Genomic DNA, 18,050 nt, shown 5'->3' with positions numbered 1-18,050 from the left:
TGTTCATCTCCTACTTATTCTTCACATCTCCGCGGGCGAAGATGCTGGCTACGTAATGTAATACATCGGTTGCAGAAATTTCGTCGTAACCGAAGTCTTTGATAAGACGTGATTTAACGATTTCAATTTTTTCCTGTGTATCTTTATCAGTTACTGAACTTACTAAAGACGTTAATTTGATACTGTCTTTTTGATCTTCGAAAAGTTTTAATTCTAAAGCTTTATGAAGACGTTCGTTCATTTTGTAGTTAAATTTCTTACCATCTAAAGATAATGCACCAATGTAGTTCATGATCTCTCTACGGAAGTCATCTTTGCGTGATTCAGGAATTTCGATCTTTTCCTCAATCGCGCGCATTAAACGCTCATCTGGATCGTCATCCTGGCCCGTGAACTGGTTACGAACCTTTTCTTTTTGCGTGTAAGCTTTAACGTTATCGATGTAGTTAGCGCATAGACGCTGTAGCGCACCTTCATCAGCACTGATCGCACGTTGAACTTCACCTTTAATGATTTCTTCATACTCTTGTTTAACAACGCTTAATAATTCGCGGTATTCCTGCTTGCGCTCTTCATCCGAAATTAGCGAGTGATGTTTTAAACCGCTTTCTAATTCGTTCATCACCATGAATGGGTTCACCGAACCTTTATTCATCTGCTGAGCCATAACCAGTGCATTTGATAATTTATCTTGGATATAACGGGGCGAAATACCATCTAAACCTTCACGCAATGTTTCTTTACGTAATTCTTTAACGTTATCTTCAGTGTAGTTCGCTAACGTTTTGCCATTATATAATTTTAGTTTTTGTAAACGTGTTAGGTTCGCTTTTTTAGGTTTTTCTAAACGAGTTAGAATTGCCCACATCGCCGCCATTTCAATGGTATGCGGTGCAATTGAAATTCCACGTAATTTTTGTGAGTTGAAATCTTTTTTATAGATATTCACTTCTTGTTTTAAACGAGTGATATAAGGCACGTCCACTTTCACCGTACGATCGCGTAAGGCTTCCATGAATTCGTTATCTTGTAATCTTCTATACTCAGGTTCATTGGTATGACCGATGATCACTTCATCAATATAAGTTTGCGCGAATTTTTTAGGTTTAATTCTATGTTCTTGTGAAGCTCCTAATAAATCGTATAAGAAGGCCACATCAAGTTTTAACACCTCGACGAACTCAATCATCCCACGGTTAGCAACGTTGAATTCACCGTCGAAGTTAAATGCACGTGGATCTGAATCAGAACCGTATTCAGCAATCTTACGGTAGTTGATATCACCCGTTAACTCTGTTGAATCCTGATTCTTTTCATCTTTTGGTTGGAAAGTACCAATACCTACGCGGTCAGCCTCAGAGATAAACATACGTTTTACACGCACGTGATTTAAGACTTTCATTAAATCACCTTCGTAGTAATCCATTAATCCTTTAAAGATAAAACGCGAAGGTGGACATAATTCGCCCGTGATTTTTACACGGTAATCACCATCCTGTGAGCGGTTGATTTCATCAGCCACAGCTTGGCGCATGTCATCTGGAATTAACCATAACGGTTCTTCATTCATTGGCGAGTGGAATGTTTTTACGTCCTTACCTAATAAGTGTTGGATTTTTGAATCTTCAATCACCCATTCAAAAGTAAATAACGCCCCAGTGTCAGTGCGTGAATAATCTTCTAAACCTTTTTTCAACACACGGCAGATCGACGACTTGGCAGATCCCACCGGACCGTGAAGTAAAATCACACGTTTTTCAGTTCCGTATCCTAAAGACGCTGCCTTTAGAATATTTACGAATTTCATTAACTGAACATCTAAACCGAAGATCGCATCTTTACCGTTATTTTGTTTATCATCGAAAAACTTATAACGAATAACATGCTTTTTGAAATCAACATACTCTTCCGTACCGGCTTCCATGATCATGTCATACATACGCTGGTAAGAATTTCTAGCTAACTTAGGATTCTTCTTCACTAGCTCTAGGTACTCATTAAAAGTACCTGTCCAATGCATAGCTGTTTTCTTGTTGCTGCCCTGTTGGTGCTTTTCAACGATAGAGCGAAGATTGATAGAAGACGACATAGTGATTCTCCTCCATAAGTGCCCCACTTTAAGACAAAGTGATAGGCTTCTTACTTAGATTATGCCTCTTGTTATTTCGGTTAGCGAAGTAAAATTATTTTATAGTGATTAGGCGATATTCTTCTGGCTTATTCAGGACAAAGGTCTCGTTATAAGACTTATTATGTTTCCTAATAGCTTTATATAACCAAACGAACTTTAAATTTGCATTTTCAATAGTGATCTTCTTTAAACCGCTATTTGGTGTTTCACCCATTTGCTGAACTGTCACTGTGACTCCTTGGGTGGCTCCGCCCCCTTGGCAAGTGTTTGTCCGCGAAACTACATCACTGCATGTAAAACCAAAAGCGCGAAGGTCACGGTCAAATACCACGGCCCAGATTAATTTCGGGTCTAAATCCTGACGGAAAAGTGGCTTCATAGTACGAGCTGCAAACGGGCCTTCAACAAACGCTTTTTGCGGATGAAGAGCATACGATACTTTTTGTGAATTCATCACTAAGCTACCAAGGCGGTAACCTAATAAAGCTGTGACTTCCATGCGAATCACATCATCTTGCAGATAAAACAAATCAATTGATGCTGAGTTTGAAGAGTTTTTTGTTTTATCTTCGATTAAAGCCTTACTTGCAACATACTGAATATCACCGGCTTGTGGCTTTTCTTGCGTTCCCACGCAACCGACCATAAAAAACGCGCCAAGACCCACGAACACGAAAACAAGATTTGTGAATGAATATTTTTGCATATAGTATTTAGTGTAAATGAGAGAATTAAAAATAAAACATTATTCTTTATTTGCCGCGAGTTTTCTTGTTCTGTGGTGGACCGATATTCCCGGGGGTTCGATTTTATTGCTTCTGTTATGGCAACAGATGGCCCTGTATTTATGGCAAACAGAGTTTAGCAAAAAATCACAGCTTAACTGTTTAGTTCACTCGCTGACGCTGTTTCCGATGTTTTTCTTTTTAGGCGCTGTCTCTTCGTTTACACATATTTATTTAAAAGAATTAAATTGGACCCTGTTGCTCTTCGCAGGCCTCTTAAGCTTCATCATGTCTTATGCCGTTTTAGTTTTTGGAATGTCTTTTTTCTGGGATTATAAAAAAGACGCTGACCTGATGAGTGTTTATGTCGAAAATATTCAACAAATCAAGAATCGTAAATTTTATTTCTTTAAATTGACGGTATTTTTTGTGGTAACCACATTATTGCTGCAACTTTTCAGCGTAGATTACGCAATCGTTGCAGCTTATGTGTTATGTCATATTATGGGTAAAAAGTATCAGACGAAGCTGGGCTACGTTGCGAGTCCGCCTTCTCAAGCGACGTAATTTTACCATCTAAAGCTTTTAAGCGTGCTGAATCTTTTTCTTCTTTGCGCGCTTTCAAATAAGCATTACGAGCTTTGTCGTCTTTTTTAAGTTTTAAATACACATCACCTAAATGCTCTGCGATCACTCCTACATCCGGAGCAAATTCATGAGCTTTTTCTAAGTAAGTTAACGCTTTAGCGTATTCACCTTTTTTAAAGTAAACCCAACCTAAAGTGTCGATGATAAACGCATCGTCTTTTTGTAAAGCATAAGCTTTTAATGCGAATTGTTCGGCTTCATCTAAATCGCCACCCATTTCACTGATTGAATAAGCCACGTAGTTCAAGGCTTGATGATTTTTTTCATCATAATTTACAGCCTGACGCATGTGTTTCATCATTAAATCTTTTTTCTCAAGGCGGTCATAAAGAGTACCTAAGAAATAATGCACTTGTGTATTCTTAGGAAATTGATCATCAGCTCTTTTCAGAGTAGAAATCGCATCAGTAAATTGATTATCGTCTTCTTGAATTTGCGCTAACATAAAGTGTAACTGTAAGTTTTCTTTTTTGTTCGCTACAGCTTCTTTCATTGTCGATAAAGCTTTGTCTAACTGTTTTGTATTTTTAAGCAAAAACGCTGCTCTTACACGTGCATCATCGTAATGATTGCTCGATGGTTGAATCGACAAATAAGTTTTGATCGCTTTTTCTGGCTGTTTTAATTCTTCGTAAACCGCAGATAAGTAGAATTTCACTTTATCTGATTCAGGAACAGCTTCATTAAGTTCTTCTAACTTAGTCATAGCTTTTCCATAGTTCTTTTTATCGATTAAGATTAAAGCCATTTTAAGTTTAACTTGAATTGGATCTTCAGAGTTAGCTTCCATGAATTCAAGTTGTTCGTAAGCTTTATCGTATTGGTCTTTTTCAATATAATACTGAGATAAAACTTCAGCTAAACGAACCACTGGTCCGTATTTTTTTTGATAATCGACATAGAATTTAAAAACGGCTTTTTTGCCTTCAGTTTTTTCAACGATGCTTGAATAAACTTGAATCGCCTCTAAAAAATCAGGCTTTTGTTCAAAAACTTTTGTTAAATCTTTTTTAGCAGCTCCGAATAAAGCTTTGTTTCCTGAATCTAAAATTGAACGTGCACGGTAATAGTAAGGTAAATGTTTCGGCTCGTAAGTGCCAATCGTGATCACTTTCGAGAAAAAAGTGTTCGCTTTAGCAAATTCATTTTTTTCAGAATGTAAAGCGCCTAAGTATAAATACGCTTCAGCATCTTTTGGATATTGTTTAACGATTTTGTTGTACGCCACTTCAGCTTTATCAAATTCTTTTTTAGCCATTAGCATCGAACCAAAAAGCAGTAAGTTGTCTTTACGTTTAGGATCTTTTTCTAAAGCTTTTTGAATCCAGTAGATTGCGTCAGTTACCTGACCTTTTTTATAGTACTCAACAGAAAGCTTCTGCATCAAAACCACTGACTGTGGATCAATCTGAATCGCAGATTTTAAATTTTCGATTGATGACGCTTGTTCGCCATCTGCTGATTCAAGATCGGCTTTTAAAAATAAATAATCGGCTTGAGCTTGTTGCTCGACAGCGCTCTGATCCGCTTCTGACGCAGTTTGCGGCACGCCTAAAGATGCTGGTGCACGATTGTGATCATTCATTGAAGAGTCAAAGTAAGGGTACGGTGACGATGCACACGCTGTGATAAAAAATAGACTAACAACACCCGAAATTTTGAGAGCTTTCATGTAGACTCCTATTAGGAAGCTAATCGGCAGAAATGGCTCAGGTGCTCGAGTCTAGAGCGTTTGATTGTGTGACGATTTCGCAAAACTGGACCTCTTTAGACGAGTCAACGCCTTTTAAGATGAATTTAAGAAAAAACTAGACTAATTTTTATTTGTTTATAACTATATGAAATCATTAATGTTTATCGTATCTGAAACAGCATAAAAATGAACTTAAAAATAAGGCAACTAGACGTCGATTGTCATTTAACCGAATCACATAGATAAACTGTCGACCTACTTGACATAGAGTGGCGGCAGGGCTAACTTGCCAGCGAATAAATAGGCGAAAAGCTTTAGTTTTAGGCTTATAAATCTTCATCTTGTTTAGACACAAAGACTAAAACGGAAGTGAAAAGCCAGGGCAAATGGAGGCCGTTGTGATGAATCAAATGGAAAATTTGAACACAAAACCAAGCGCTAAAGTTAAAATTATCAAGCGTTACCAAAATCGTAAGCTTTATGACACAAAACAAAGCTGCTACGTGACTCTTGATGATATCGCGAAGATGATTCGCTCTAACGAAGAAGTGATGGTTATCGACAATAAGTCGAAAAATGATATTACTGCAGCAACTTTAACTCAGATCATTTTTGAATCTGAGAAAAAAGCTTCTCAGTACGCTCCGCTGTTTACATTGCGCGAAATCATTCAACACGGTAACGGAAGCATTTCTAGTTATTTAGCTAAATTGGGCGCTTTCCCAATCGACTACATGACTAAACAAGCTGCTGTAACTGTTAACGTTGAAAGAGCTTCAACTGATGACATTAAGCAGAACTTAGAAAACCGCGTGGCTTCAGCAGCTCGTTTAAATACGGCTGATGCAACTTCTAAAGTTGTAGCTGAAAAAGCGACTGTGCTTCCTGGTTCTAACCAAGAAGAAGAGACTCCGAATCTTCCTCTTCCAAGCAGCAATCAAAATTTTAATCAGTAATTAATTAGCCGGGTCCAAAACCCGGCTTTTTTATTTTCCCCGATTAAAGTTCCCCAAGCTAAATATTTACGAAGTTCCCCACTTCGTGAGCCTTTCTCGCGCTAAAATTCCAAAAAATATTAAGAAATTATGAATGAATTTGGTTTCAGCAACCAAAACTCTTTAGTGTGCCGAAATCCCCAAGGTGACATAGATAAAAAAAAAGCCCTGACTAAGTCAGAGCCTTTGAAAGATTAAAGACCAATTGTCTTCTTCTTAAATTTCTTACGGATCTCTTTGTGGTTAGACCAAACCTTCGTGTTCTTCTGTAAGTTTGTTAAGCTTAACGTTAACTTGTAGTACACAGTTTTATCTTTATCCACTTGTTGAGTGATTGAAGCAATACGGCCGTCGATGAAGTAATCTGCGCCTGTTTGACCGCCTGGGCCTTTTTTAGTTTCAGCAGAAACCATTCCTGAATTTTGGTAGTTATATTCTTCAGCTACGTCTTCACGCGCTTCTTTATTTACGAATACGATTTTACCAGTGTTACCTAATTCAACAGCCATCATGTCGATGATGCTTTGAGTGTCGATATGATCGCTTGTGTCGTTTTTAAGTTTAGTGAACATCACAACTGGCGGCGTTTTCGCATTAGCAATCACTGGGTGAGCTAACATTGAAGCCACAAGTTCTTTCACCATCACTTGCATGTCGGTTTCAGACCATTGATCGTTTAATAGATTTTCTTTTTGTGGATCTTCATAAGTTCCTTTTACAAAGGCTTTCGGACCGCACGATAAAATTGATAATGAAATAAGAACAAGTAAAACTAACGTTTTCATGATGTACCTCTTATCTACGATGATAGACGATCCGGACTGAAACGAGAAGCGATCTTCCGGACGATAATCAAGTGCGCCAAACAATACACGACCCGTAACTAAGGTCGCTCTGTTGCTAAAAAGCAATTATGACTAAAATCCCTGCTGGTCCAGACGATACCGTTAAAACCTCTCAGATTATCGATAACGCTCAAAAGGTCTTCGAGCTTTTGTCAAAAAACTACAACCCCTATGCCGAAGAATTTTGGGGTGTGTACTTAACGCATCAGATGGAACTTATTAAGGCCGTCATGGTGCACAAGGGAACCTTAAACTCCTGCAAGATTCACCCGCGCGATTTATTCCGCGAAGCCACCCACGCCAACAGCTACGCCATCATCATCGCCCACAACCACACGAGCCAAAGCACCGATCCTTCACTTGAAGACATCCGCATCACAAAAAAATTATTAAAATGTGCAAAGATAATGGAAATCCCCATCCTCGATCACATCATCTTCACCAAAGAAAAATACTACAGCTTCAGCGAAGCCAAACTGTTTTGATCTGCTTCCAGCAGACCTTATTCTAAAGGGCCGACTAGCGTCGTCCTTAGTGCTAAAATCGTAGATAGTAATTTGGATTGGCAGCAATCGCTACTAGTACTCAGATTCTGAGTTTTGATTCGAGTCGTAATCGTTTTTCGAATTTTGTGGTTTACGAATCGGCGTTACGCTTGTCACTTCTAAGTCGTCGTTCACAGTAATTTCGTAACCGTTTTTGCGGGCATTTTCTTTAAATTGGCGGATGTATTCTTGCTTGTCGATTTCACCTGAATTTTTTTGATTTAACTCTTGTGAAAAACGTTGCTCAAGTGGTATTTCCGCTTTGGTTTGTTCAGCTGGATCTTTCCAGATTTGTTGTTCAATCGGAACTTTTGATGGATCTGTTTCAACCACTTTAGGTGGTGTTGCCGCCTGCTGAGACTCGGCAATCGCTTTTTTAATATTGATCGACGCTTTTAATTCTTCAGTGGCTAAATTTTGCTGGGCTTGTTGCAAATATTTATTCGCTAAATCTTGTGGATCCATTGGCTTCACAGAACTTTGCTCAACAGATTGGTTTTGCACTTTGGCTGACTTATCATTTTCAACTTTTGCTTGATAGAAAAAGAAGGCTATGACCACACAACCTAAAATGATAACTATATTGAGAAACTTATTAATTCCAACCACGAATGTCTTATCGGAATAAACCCGACTGAACTTAAAATCGTTTAAAAAACCGTCTCGTTTTGAATCAAACTTTAAAATTCTTTGGAGGGCTTACCGGAATGATGATCACGAACTCAGTACCTACACCTTTTTGCGAGCGCACCTGAATTTCACCACCGTGATTTTGAATAATGCCGTAAGAAATGCTTAACCCTAATCCCGTACCTTGACCAACACCCTTCGTAGTAAAGAACGGTTCGAAAATTTTCTCTAATGTTTGCGCGTCCATTCCTGATCCAGAATCTTGAATAGAAATTTGCACACGCCCGATTTGATCCGGCCCTGCTTTTAACGGAATTGTGGTAATCCAAATTTCACCGTTACCTTGAATCGCTTGTAAAGCATTGGCCAGAATGTTCATTATGACCTGATTGATTTGCGATGCAAAACACAGAACTTTTGGAATAGGTTCATACTGTTTATGAACCACAATACGGTTTTTAATTTCACTCTGTAAAATTTCAAGCGTTGTATCTAACGATTGGTGAATATCGATTTCTTTTAACTGCGCCTCTTCTAAACGCGAAAAGTTTCTTAAACCTAAAACGATATCGCGCGTACGCTGAGCGCCGTCTTGGCATGACTTAATCAAACGTGGAAGATCAGACTTCACATAATCGTAATCCATATCAGCAATTTTTTTGCGAACATTTTCGTCTTGATCTTTCACTGAATCAATCACACTAAAAAGATTGTCAGTGTATTCTTTTAAATGCGTCATGTTGCTGTAAATAAATCCGATCGGATTATTTAACTCATGCGCAACTCCGGCTACCAGCTGACCTAAACTGGTCATTTTTGCTGAGTGAACCAGTTTTGTTTGGGCTTCGACAAGTTCTGAGTTGGTTTTTTCAAGCTCTTTGATTTTTTTGCGCAAATCCATACGCGCTTGGAAAACTTTGTAGCTCATTTCATTGAAGGCTTCAGTTAAAAGACCAATTTCGGTTTTGTTATTCACCGGCAATTGATGCAATTGTTCACTGCGGTCGAACATTTTAAAGCCATTAATTAACCGTTCTACCGGTTTTAAGAACCAGTTTGTGGTAATTAAAATCGTTAAAATTAGAAACACGGATACGACAGAAACAACCGTCACGAAGGCAATGTTTACGTTTTTAAGAATGGCTTGCGAATCTTTTTTTAAAGTGCCAAGGCCGATAAAAAATTTCGATCTATCCCAGCTTAACGGATACAAAATAAAGCCGTAATTCTGCCCGTACAAATTATAATCAACTAATTTGTCGTCGGCGATTTTTGAGCCCGCTAATTTAATATTACGAAATTCATTACGAGAGGCCGCGATCATGTTTTTTTGATCCGTTACTAAAAACGATTCAATTTTTAAACGTGAACGAATACGGCTTAAAAATAATTCTTTAAGTTCAATAATCTGCTCAAAATAGCCGACGTGTTTACCGTTCGCATTCAAAACTTTTGAAAACAGAATCAAAGATACTTTGTTTTTAGCTTCATCAACAAAACCGATATCGGCTTTATCTTTTAAATTTTGCAGATACTTTTCGTTTAATAGAATTTTTTCGGCGGTTAATTCAAAATGGCGAATCTGATTTTTATCATCACGGTAAGATGTTGTAATTAAGCGCCCATCGCGGTCATAAAAAGACAAAGCGGTGATCGGGCTTCGACTAATCCACTCAATAGAGATATTATTTAAAGAACCGCGGTCAGACATCTGCAAAGAGGCCGCCACACGCGGGTCTATCGCGTACTGTTCTTTTTGTGTTGTGACTGAACGGTAATAATCAGAAATAATCGATTCAATTTCGCGGCCGTTACCTTGTAAGCGTTGTGAAACTTCCTGATCAAAAGCTTTTTCAAACTTAAAAACCGAATACCACCCCACAAATAACAGAGGAATAATCGAAAATAAGGTAAACCATATAATTAAGATAGATCTTAACGAACGATAATTCTTACCTAAGGATAATGGTTTTTTCTTACTCACCTTTATGAACCTCGATAATAAAACGGCTTTGGCCTATCGGAAGCACACGTGGATGTGGTTCAAACTTATAACTTAATTTTCCGTACTGCTGAACAAAGGCAACTAACTCTTCACGCTTTTCGGCTGGAAAAATAAAGTGAAAGTAACTGATGTTTTTATTTTTAATCCAACCAAGCTCAACTTCACCGGCTTTTTTACCGCCGATGGCAATAATACGGTCACGAATAATCGCAGCCACTTGTTCAAAGTCTGTCACCGTGATTTGCCCACGATAAACCCCCGTAGCTTGCGCTAACTTAACTGGAACCGAGGCTGTCGGTGTAATTTTAGCAGCCACAACAGGTGGCTTTTCTTTCACCACAACCGGAGCTGAAACAACCGCTACGACTTTATTACTAACTACAACAGGAACTGAAACCGTAGCCGTCGGACTAGTAGCCGCAATAGGTTCTCTGATTTCTTGGCCTTCAGGTGCTTCTTTTTTTGAAATCGCGATTTCTTCTAAGACAACTTTTTTATCGCTCGCTTCACTCACCGGCGCTTTTAAGAACGTCGGGCGTAAAATTAACCCCAACACGATAACAATTAAAATCAGAAGGCCTACAAAAATCTTTTTTTGCTGTTTGAGTTCCAGCTTTTTTAGATTTTGTAATTGTGCTGTATTACCAAACACCTTCATCACTTCATCAAAGTGATGGCTAACCTGTAAATCAGAAAGCTCGGCTTTAAACTTTAATATTTCATTGCGGTAATCGTTGTAGCGATTGTTATCTTTAAGCTTAGCTTCCATTTTTTCAGATACTGCAGGCGTAGCTAAACCAAGCACATGCTCAATTAAGTTTTCACTGACAAACAGAGTTGTTACATCTTGGCTATTGTACTCTTTAAATTTGATATCTTTTTTTTGTTCAAAGCGCAGTGATGGCGATGAAATAATTTTTCGAACACTTTGATTAAACAAGTACTTTACTTTATTTGGCGGAATTTTTGTAATGCGCGAAATATCTTTAACCGAAGCCAATTCTAGTAGCGCTACCATCACAATAAAAGTTTCATCTTTATTGCACTTTTGTAGAACACGTTTCCAATAGTTTAATGGCGTTGAAGTAAATTCAAAATTTGTCGAACCTGATTTAACGGCATCACGACGACGATAAAGACGGTATAATTTATTTAAGCCTTGATAAATTTGCCCGTACGCAGACGAAGAATGATCAATGCCGGTATCAACAATCAAACCGAAAATGTCGCGCGCTTGCGACGGATTCGGATAAAGTAAGTGGCAACTTACCCAAAGTTTTTTGAATGATTCAATCGGCATTCTTCAATATTAATCAATAGTTAGCTGGCTGAGTAGGTCAATTTGGTCTAGGACCTTACCTGATCCCATTACAACGCAAGTTAATGGGTCTTCAGCAATAGAAACTGGTAGTCCAGTTCTTTCTCTGATTAAGATGTCTAGGTTAGCTAATAAAGCCCCGCCGCCTGTTAGAACGATACCGTTATCAACGATATCAGAAGCTAATTCTGGTGGAGTTTTTTCTAAAGCCGTACGAACAGCATCAACAACTTCAGCTAATGGATCCATTAACGCATCGTTGATTTGTGTCGAAGTGATTTCGATAGTTTTCGGAGCACCGGCAACTAAGTCACGGCCTTTAACTTCCATTGTTTTTTCTTGTTCAAATGGAAACGCATTACCGATTTTTAATTTAATCGCTTCTGCCGTTCTTTCACCGATAAGTAAGTTAAATTGACGGCGAACATAGTTCACGATCGCTTCGTCAAATTTATCACCGGCAACTTTAATAGATTTACAGTAAACGATACCACCTAAAGAAATAACCGCAACACCAGTAGTACCACCACCCATGTCGACAACCATATTTCCAGAAGGCTCAGTGATCGGAAGACCCGCACCAATAGCGGCTGCCATAGGTTCTTCGATCAAGTGAACTTCACGCGCACCAGCTGATTGAGCCGCTTCTTTGACCGCACGTTTTTCAACTTGGGTAATGCCATAAGGAACACAGATAATAATTCTTGGACGAACTAAAGATTTTTTCTCGCCGATAGATTTTTTGATGAAGTAACCTAACATTGCCGATGTGACTTCGAAGTCAGCGATAACACCGTCTTTGATTGGGCGGATAGCAACGATCGAACCTGGAGTACGACCTAACATTTCTTTGGCTTCTTTACCGACCGCTAAAACACGATTTTGCATTCCACGATAATTTTTTTGGACAGCAACTACTGAAGGCTCATCTAAAATAATTCCGCGACCTTTCACATAAACCAGCGTATTCGCTGTTCCTAAATCAATCGCGATGTCGTTCGAAAAGTAGTCTGCAAATTTATCAAATAATCCCATTAAGTATTCCCAGGCGTAGCGTTCAAATTATAGCTATCGTTTAAGTCTAGGAATTTAAAAAATGATGGTCAATCCAGATATTTAACGCATTAAGACGACAAAAGGGTCTTGGTTATCCAAGACCCTTCGTTTGAAGTTTATTTTTTAAGTCGAAAGACCAGTCGTCAGACCGAAGGTCTGCTCGTCGTCTAACTACTGAACCGGCTTACACTCAACATCTAAGCTGTAGTTTGCACGGCGAACTTTGATCGCTGAAGCCGTTGTGATGTTAGCTTGTGTGCGTACTGATGAATCAATGCCGTAACGAGCGATTTGTTCGTAAGTCGCAGTACCTGCATCAGTAGCTAAACTACCTTCAGTATGTAACTTAGCTGATTTGCTTAAGTCATATGACTGATTCATGATGTCTTCGTTGTAGGCGCTAGCATAATCAATTTGCGTCTCAGTTTTGCCATCTTTTTCTTTACCCTTACAACGGTAAGCTTTGTAAGACACAGCATTACCAGTCGTCGCACCTTGAGCCTGACATGAGATCGATAACGATGTTGCATCGCTGTATTCGTCTTGTGGAGCAATCGTAAGTTGAGTTTCTGAACCAGCAAAACCAGTTACTGATGCGCTTAATTCGCCGTCAACACCAGTCGCTTCAAGTTTAATCATATCTGCTTTACCAGCTTCTTTAGTGTAGTACATTTTAACTTTAGCTAATTTCTCAGAGTTCGAATATTTAGTACCTGTCACATTAAAGATGCCTAAAAATTTCTTACTATACGTAGCGTTAGTAAATGCGAAAATATTTACGCCTGTTGAGTTGTTTTGCTCAACCATTACATTCATTAAACCTGTATCACCGATCGCGTTACCTTTTTTAACTGATAACTGACATTGAACAGACTTCATGTTTGGGTTGTTCGTGCCTGGGTTAGTTGGAAGAGTCGGATTTGTTGGATACTGTCCGTTTGGATAAACACACATACCGTTTTGCATAACTAAACCAACTCCGCAACCGCCATTATTACCGACATTACCATTAATTACCGCTTGGCAATTATTCTCGTTATACATCTGCTGGCGAGTCATCATCGCAATGTTATTGTTCGTATATTCATCTGAAATGCTACGGCAGAACGTGATCGCGCTATCATAGCGGATTACATTTGTAGTACGGCCCATCTCTGTACAAGAATAAGTATTATCACCATTCACCGTACAACTTTGATTTCCATTATTATAACTTCTAGCTATAACACCCGGAACACCAACAACTTGTGTGTTGTTATTTCCGCCGCCACCTTTATCGCAGGCAGAGAAAGCTAATAATGATAAGGCAAGAACAGCTTTAACGTTTAAATTTTTCATAAAGTATACCTCAATTTGTTTTAAATAAACTTCAACAGAAAAAGACAAAGCATGTCTTAAGCCAAAAACATGTCTCATTATAAGAGGGTTTGAGGACCTAAAGCCTGTCAAACTTATCGTCACTGTACAAAAATTGTTTCAAAATGAAGAGCCTAACTTGTTAAAGAATCTTGATTAAATATTCACGGCAAAGGCACCGATGAATTGAGTGTGGAAGGCATTTTATCACTCCTAGGATTAATCATTAAAATCACGATCATGGGCTTCGGAACCTTTATCGTTTTACATGTTTTACGAAGCATGAAAAGACGCACATTACGTGATGATATTTCAAAAGTAGAAGCCAAAATGGCTGCCTACCGAATTAATTTAAAAAATCGCGTGAAGAAAAAAGCGAAGCATTTTAAAGCTTCGTACCCTGCGAGCATCACATCAGGTGAACCTATTGATGTGAGCTTGTCGCAACTTTCTGATCTGACATTTGAAAAGAACTCAGACTTTCAGGATTACATCGAACTTTGCAGAAAAATTAATAACTTTATTGAATTAGCCAAAGTCGACAAAGGCGCTGAAGCTGCACCAGCGCACGATCCTGCTCAAACTGATTTTATGGGCTCAGACTTTAAAAATGAAATCAATATCGTACGCTTAATCAATGATATGGTGATGGTCAGCAAAACCCTGAACAAACAAGTAAATCGTTACAACCATTTCGACCGCCGTGCGAAGATGATTGCGCCAGAGCCAATCAACTTTACCTCTTTATTTGAATTACAAAAAGTTTTTAAAAACCAAAACGCCAGCGATGAACTTATTGAGCGACTTCCCGAAGACGCGAAGTCTGCGGCCTAAAAAAAATAAAGGAATATATTATGAAAAAAACCGTAAAACCCTCACACTTATTATTAGCGACTGTAACTTTCGCCGTATTTGGCTTAACAGCCTGTGAAAAAGAAAGCGAAATGGATACAATCAAAGATGCACAAATGTGTTTAAACTCGGCCGCCCCTGCTGGCGCTCAAGCTTGTGTAAGCAAATTAGCTTCAAATACTTCGCCGCAAGCAAACCAATTAAAATGTGCCGCTTATTTTATTCAGGAAAATCTTGGATCACCGACGGGTTTAATTGAGGCAATTGATGCTTCGAATACGGACACTTCATGTGCAAGCTGCTCTGGTTCAATGGCGATTATTTCTCAATTGAAGTTTTCAAGCTCTGGTGTACCTGCAACAGATATAGCCAATGCTGATGCTGCATTTAGTGTTTGTAGCGCATCAGGTGTAGGCATCTATACACAATTAGCTTCAATGGTGAACATTGCAACTGTTACCGGAGCTGCACTTGGGGCTAATGCGGATGCAAACGACTATGCGACAGCGATTGCCGCTGTTGATGCAAGTACGTTAGGAAACATTGTGATTGAAACTTACGAAAGCAGTTGTGATTCAAATAGCTCATCAGATTCAGATGAAAGTGAATTACAAAAATATTGTACAGAGTTAAGCGGAGCGGTGGCTGAAGCGACTCCAGCTGATGTTGGAGCCTGCATTAAGTATAAATTAACAGGCCAGAATTATCCTGGCCTTCCTTGTCCAGCTAACTAGAAATTCATTCCGAATTTAGCAGCGTACACGCGGTTTTCAACTTTATTAGAAGAAGTACCTACTTCTTCACCGTAAGTCGCTGCTTCGATATTGAAAACACCTAACAGTAATGTTGTACCTGCCGTGTAATAACCTTGGTTCATACCACCGCGGAATTGGGCTTTAAACCAACCGCTTGGTGAATAATCAAATTCAAGACCGGCGTGGGTTGTTTTCATCAATGTCGAAGCTTGATCGTGATTTAAATTTTTGAAATCAAGCATTGCACGTAAAGTTAAACTTCCAAATGTGGCAAATTCGTACTGCGAACCGATATCAAATACGCGCTGCAATTTTTCCGGAGCCATCGTTGCATCTTTGTTAATTAATTTTTGCTTCGTAAAGCTGGAAGCTAAAACGTTTCGCGCCACAAATGAAAAAGTTAACGGGTAAGTTTCTTCTTGAACTTCAACAATCTTAGATTCTTGTTTTTCTTCTTTTTTAGGCTCTTCAGCTTTAACTTCAGCTGTACCTGAAGCCGTTTCAACTGTTCCCGAAGCGGCAGCCACTTTAGCCGTTTCTGAACTGCCAGACTCGACTGTTAAACTTAAAGCGTCAGCTGGAGCTTCTTCTTTTTTAGGTGTTATTTCTGTAGCACGGGCTTTTTTAACTTTTGCCGTTGCAGAGGCTTGCGCAGGAATACGTTTCGTCACTGTTTTACTGAACCACGATGGTGAATAAAGTAAACCAATGTCACCATCAACAGCAAAACCTTCTGAAGCACGGTCAGCGTCTACCAGATCTGGCTCAGTTGCTAATTGCACAGCGATTAATTTTTCTGAAACTTGCAAACGGTGTATACCTTTAATAGTTACACCCCAAGATAATTCTTTATTCACTTCAGCACCGCCACCGATAGCTAAAGTCGAATCTTTAATAACGTTTAGATCGACTGTAGGGCCAAGCTGTTTATCAACCGTGACATCTAAAGATAAATCAACAGGCACTAAACCAAAACCCCAGTGTTTTCTGATCCAGAACATTTCAGCCGCCTGCACGCGGCCACCCATAGTTTTACCGGCATATTTATCAAGAACGGCTGAAATCGCATTGGCTTTATCAGTGTCATCACCTTGCGTGTCTGAAGCATCTTGTACATCTTTAGCAAAAGGCATCGTGTCTTTCGCAGTACCAGCGCCTACAATTGAAAATTGGATTTCATTATTTTTCTTTTTAGCAAAACCCGCTGGGTTATAAAAAAGCAAAGTGTAATCATCAGCTACTGCGGTATAAGCATTACCCATACCCATAGCTCTCAATGAGACATATTGATTGTGAATTTTTGTACTTAAAGAATTTCCGGCAAATGCAACTTGAGTAGCCGAAAGTAACGCCAACGTCAGTAATGATTTCATTTCAGATTCTCCGCTATAATAAATCTTTTTTAAATCTATAGTGAGTAGGAATGACTATCAAAATGATATTCTGAAACTGAATTGATCTAGCTATTTAGCGTAAGACCTTGGTCGAAGAAATTGGTTTTTTGTCGAGGAAAATTGAAGCTAGAATCGACGTCGTTAAAATCAAAACAATGATTAATAACGATAACCAGATCGGGAAATGCCCTTTATACAAATCGTTCAAAAACGTCATTTTTAGCCCAACAAACATAAGCACGCCAGCAAGGCCGAACTTGATATATTTAAATTTATCAATGGCTCCAGAAAGAAAAAAATACATTGAACGTAAACCTAAAATAGCAAACACATTGCTGGTAAAAACAATCAAAGGCTCATTCGTGATCGCAAAAATCGCCGGCACTGAATCAATGGCAAAAAGAATGTCTGAAAGCTCAATAAAAATAAGCGCCACAAAAAGCGGCGTCAGATAAATTTTTTTGTCTTTTGTTATAAAAAAATGATCGCCTTTAATTTCATGTTCAATACGAAATAAACGATTCATCTGCCGCAAGAAAAAATTTTGGCTTAAATCTGGTTCTTTTTCACGGGTGATGATAATGCGAATGCCCGTAGCAAAAAGTAGAATACCAAAGAAAATGACCGCCGCTTGAATTTTCATAAGCTCGGCACCAATGGCTATAAATATGCCGCGAAAAATCAAAGCGCCAAAAATTCCCCAGAATAAAACTCGGTGTTGATACAGCCGCGGAATTCCAAAATACGAAAATACCACTGCAAAAATAAAAATGTTATCTATCGCTAAGGCTTTTTCGATCAAAAAGCCTGTCGTAAATTCCATCGCCAGATTTTTTGCGGTCAGTTCAGGATCAAATCCTGGAAGCTGCATCAGCGAGGCACGCTCTGATAAGACATAGACTGCGTAATAGTAAAATAGCACGTTAAAAACAAGTGCGCAGCTCACCCATATGCTGGTCCAAATGGCGGCTTCACCGACTGAAACCACGTGCGCTTGTTTATGAAAAACTCCCAGATCTAGAGAAAGAACGAAGGCGACAAAGGCCACAAAGCCTAAATAAAACCACCAATAATCGTAGATCGTAAAATAAACCATCAGGCT

General features: G+C 38.9%; 16 protein-coding genes. 5 read left to right on the top strand and 11 right to left on the bottom strand.

Going from position 1 to position 18,050, the window contains the following annotated elements; all coding sequences use genetic code 11:
• Positions 1-10: 10 nt before the first annotated feature.
• Positions 11-2,089 (bottom strand): PrkA family serine protein kinase, encoded by a 2,079-nt coding sequence (locus tag ACKWCF_RS01705; protein WP_409478962.1) that lies wholly within the window; start codon positions 2,087-2,089, stop codon positions 11-13.
• A gap of 94 nt (positions 2,090-2,183) precedes the next feature.
• Positions 2,184-2,837, bottom strand: a complete 654-nt coding sequence (locus tag ACKWCF_RS01700; RefSeq protein ID WP_409478961.1) for a hypothetical protein — start codon at positions 2,835-2,837, stop codon at positions 2,184-2,186.
• A gap of 16 nt (positions 2,838-2,853) precedes the next feature.
• Here ACKWCF_RS01700 and ACKWCF_RS01695 point away from each other — a divergent pair, with 16 nt between their 5' ends.
• Positions 2,854-3,423, top strand: coding sequence for a hypothetical protein (locus ACKWCF_RS01695; protein WP_409478960.1), 570 nt, complete (start codon positions 2,854-2,856; stop codon positions 3,421-3,423).
• On the opposite strand, the gene ACKWCF_RS01690 is transcribed toward ACKWCF_RS01695, so the two are convergent.
• Entirely contained in the window at positions 3,359-5,176 is a 1,818-nt protein-coding gene (locus ACKWCF_RS01690; RefSeq protein ID WP_409478959.1) for a tetratricopeptide repeat protein, read from the bottom strand. The genes ACKWCF_RS01695 and ACKWCF_RS01690 overlap by 65 nt on opposite strands.
• Positions 5,177-5,598: 422 nt before the next feature.
• Between ACKWCF_RS01690 and ACKWCF_RS01685 the strand changes: the two genes are divergently transcribed.
• Complete coding sequence (locus ACKWCF_RS01685; RefSeq protein ID WP_409480240.1) at positions 5,599-6,153, top strand: polyhydroxyalkanoate synthesis regulator DNA-binding domain-containing protein; 555 nt, start codon at positions 5,599-5,601, stop codon at positions 6,151-6,153.
• 233 nt (positions 6,154-6,386) lie between these two features.
• Here ACKWCF_RS01685 and lpoB read toward each other — a convergent pair whose 3' ends face one another.
• Positions 6,387-6,977, bottom strand: a complete 591-nt coding sequence (gene lpoB / locus ACKWCF_RS01680) for a penicillin-binding protein activator LpoB (protein ID WP_409478958.1) — start codon at positions 6,975-6,977, stop codon at positions 6,387-6,389.
• 128 nt (positions 6,978-7,105) lie between these two features.
• Between lpoB and ACKWCF_RS01675 the strand changes: the two genes are divergently transcribed.
• Positions 7,106-7,522 (top strand): JAB domain-containing protein, encoded by a 417-nt coding sequence (locus tag ACKWCF_RS01675; RefSeq protein ID WP_409478957.1) that lies wholly within the window; start codon positions 7,106-7,108, stop codon positions 7,520-7,522.
• 93 nt (positions 7,523-7,615) lie between these two features.
• Here the strand turns inward: ACKWCF_RS01675 and ACKWCF_RS01670 are convergent, their stop codons facing one another.
• The 5 genes from ACKWCF_RS01670 to ACKWCF_RS01650 form a co-directional block, all read right to left on the bottom strand.
• Entirely contained in the window at positions 7,616-8,191 is a 576-nt protein-coding gene (locus tag ACKWCF_RS01670) for a hypothetical protein (protein ID WP_409478956.1), read from the bottom strand.
• A gap of 64 nt (positions 8,192-8,255) precedes the next feature.
• A complete protein-coding gene (locus tag ACKWCF_RS01665) occupies positions 8,256-10,196 on the bottom strand; it encodes an ATP-binding protein (RefSeq protein WP_409478955.1) in 1,941 nt (646 codons plus the stop codon).
• Entirely contained in the window at positions 10,189-11,517 is a 1,329-nt protein-coding gene (locus ACKWCF_RS01660) for a hypothetical protein (RefSeq protein ID WP_409478954.1), read from the bottom strand. Before ACKWCF_RS01660 ends, ACKWCF_RS01665 begins: the two co-directional genes overlap by 8 nt.
• A 9-nt stretch (positions 11,518-11,526) precedes the next feature.
• Positions 11,527-12,570 carry a rod shape-determining protein gene (locus ACKWCF_RS01655; RefSeq protein WP_409478953.1) on the bottom strand — a complete coding sequence of 348 codons (1,044 nt, stop codon included), beginning with the start codon at positions 12,568-12,570 and terminating at the stop codon, positions 11,527-11,529.
• A 192-nt stretch (positions 12,571-12,762) separates the two neighbouring features.
• Positions 12,763-13,929: a hypothetical protein gene (locus ACKWCF_RS01650; RefSeq protein ID WP_409478952.1), complete on the bottom strand. Its 1,167-nt coding sequence runs from the start codon at positions 13,927-13,929 to the stop codon at positions 12,763-12,765.
• A 210-nt stretch (positions 13,930-14,139) separates the two neighbouring features.
• Here ACKWCF_RS01650 and ACKWCF_RS01645 point away from each other — a divergent pair, with 210 nt between their 5' ends.
• Together ACKWCF_RS01645 and ACKWCF_RS01640 are read left to right on the top strand one after the other, a co-directional pair.
• Positions 14,140-14,781: a hypothetical protein gene (locus ACKWCF_RS01645; protein WP_409478951.1), complete on the top strand. Its 642-nt coding sequence runs from the start codon at positions 14,140-14,142 to the stop codon at positions 14,779-14,781.
• A gap of 20 nt (positions 14,782-14,801) precedes the next feature.
• Positions 14,802-15,533, top strand: a complete 732-nt coding sequence (locus tag ACKWCF_RS01640) for a hypothetical protein (protein ID WP_409478950.1) — start codon at positions 14,802-14,804, stop codon at positions 15,531-15,533.
• Here the strand turns inward: ACKWCF_RS01640 and ACKWCF_RS01635 are convergent.
• Together ACKWCF_RS01635 and ACKWCF_RS01630 are read right to left on the bottom strand one after the other, a co-directional pair.
• Positions 15,530-16,927, bottom strand: coding sequence for a hypothetical protein (locus ACKWCF_RS01635; protein WP_409478949.1), 1,398 nt, complete (start codon positions 16,925-16,927; stop codon positions 15,530-15,532). The genes ACKWCF_RS01640 and ACKWCF_RS01635 overlap by 4 nt on opposite strands.
• Before the next feature lie 94 nt (positions 16,928-17,021).
• Entirely contained in the window at positions 17,022-18,044 is a 1,023-nt protein-coding gene (locus ACKWCF_RS01630) for a TerC/Alx family metal homeostasis membrane protein (protein WP_409478948.1), read from the bottom strand.
• Positions 18,045-18,050: the final 6 nt, after the last annotated feature.

It is taken from the genome of Pseudobdellovibrio sp. HCB154, from assembly GCF_046267985.1.
Classification (GTDB): Bacteria; Bdellovibrionota; Bdellovibrionia; order Bdellovibrionales; family Bdellovibrionaceae; genus Pseudobdellovibrio.
This window is presented reverse-complemented; position numbering and strand designations above follow the sequence as displayed.

Coding starts and splice junctions, on each gene's coding strand:
- ACKWCF_RS01685 (WP_409480240.1), top strand. CDS start 5,599: ATGAATCAAATGGAAAATTTGAACACAAAACCAAGCGCTAAAGTTAAA.
- ACKWCF_RS01635 (WP_409478949.1), bottom strand. CDS start 16,927: ATGAAATCATTACTGACGTTGGCGTTACTTTCGGCTACTCAAGTTGCA.
- ACKWCF_RS01640 (WP_409478950.1), top strand. CDS start 14,802: ATGAAAAAAACCGTAAAACCCTCACACTTATTATTAGCGACTGTAACT.
- ACKWCF_RS01690 (WP_409478959.1), bottom strand. CDS start 5,176: ATGAAAGCTCTCAAAATTTCGGGTGTTGTTAGTCTATTTTTTATCACA.
- lpoB (WP_409478958.1), bottom strand. CDS start 6,977: ATGAAAACGTTAGTTTTACTTGTTCTTATTTCATTATCAATTTTATCG.
- ACKWCF_RS01655 (WP_409478953.1), bottom strand. CDS start 12,570: ATGGGATTATTTGATAAATTTGCAGACTACTTTTCGAACGACATCGCG.
- ACKWCF_RS01705 (WP_409478962.1), bottom strand. CDS start 2,089: ATGTCGTCTTCTATCAATCTTCGCTCTATCGTTGAAAAGCACCAACAG.
- ACKWCF_RS01700 (WP_409478961.1), bottom strand. CDS start 2,837: ATGCAAAAATATTCATTCACAAATCTTGTTTTCGTGTTCGTGGGTCTT.
- ACKWCF_RS01675 (WP_409478957.1), top strand. CDS start 7,106: ATGACTAAAATCCCTGCTGGTCCAGACGATACCGTTAAAACCTCTCAG.
- ACKWCF_RS01660 (WP_409478954.1), bottom strand. CDS start 11,517: ATGCCGATTGAATCATTCAAAAAACTTTGGGTAAGTTGCCACTTACTT.
- ACKWCF_RS01695 (WP_409478960.1), top strand. CDS start 2,854: ATGAGAGAATTAAAAATAAAACATTATTCTTTATTTGCCGCGAGTTTT.
- ACKWCF_RS01630 (WP_409478948.1), bottom strand. CDS start 18,044: ATGGTTTATTTTACGATCTACGATTATTGGTGGTTTTATTTAGGCTTT.
- ACKWCF_RS01650 (WP_409478952.1), bottom strand. CDS start 13,929: ATGAAAAATTTAAACGTTAAAGCTGTTCTTGCCTTATCATTATTAGCT.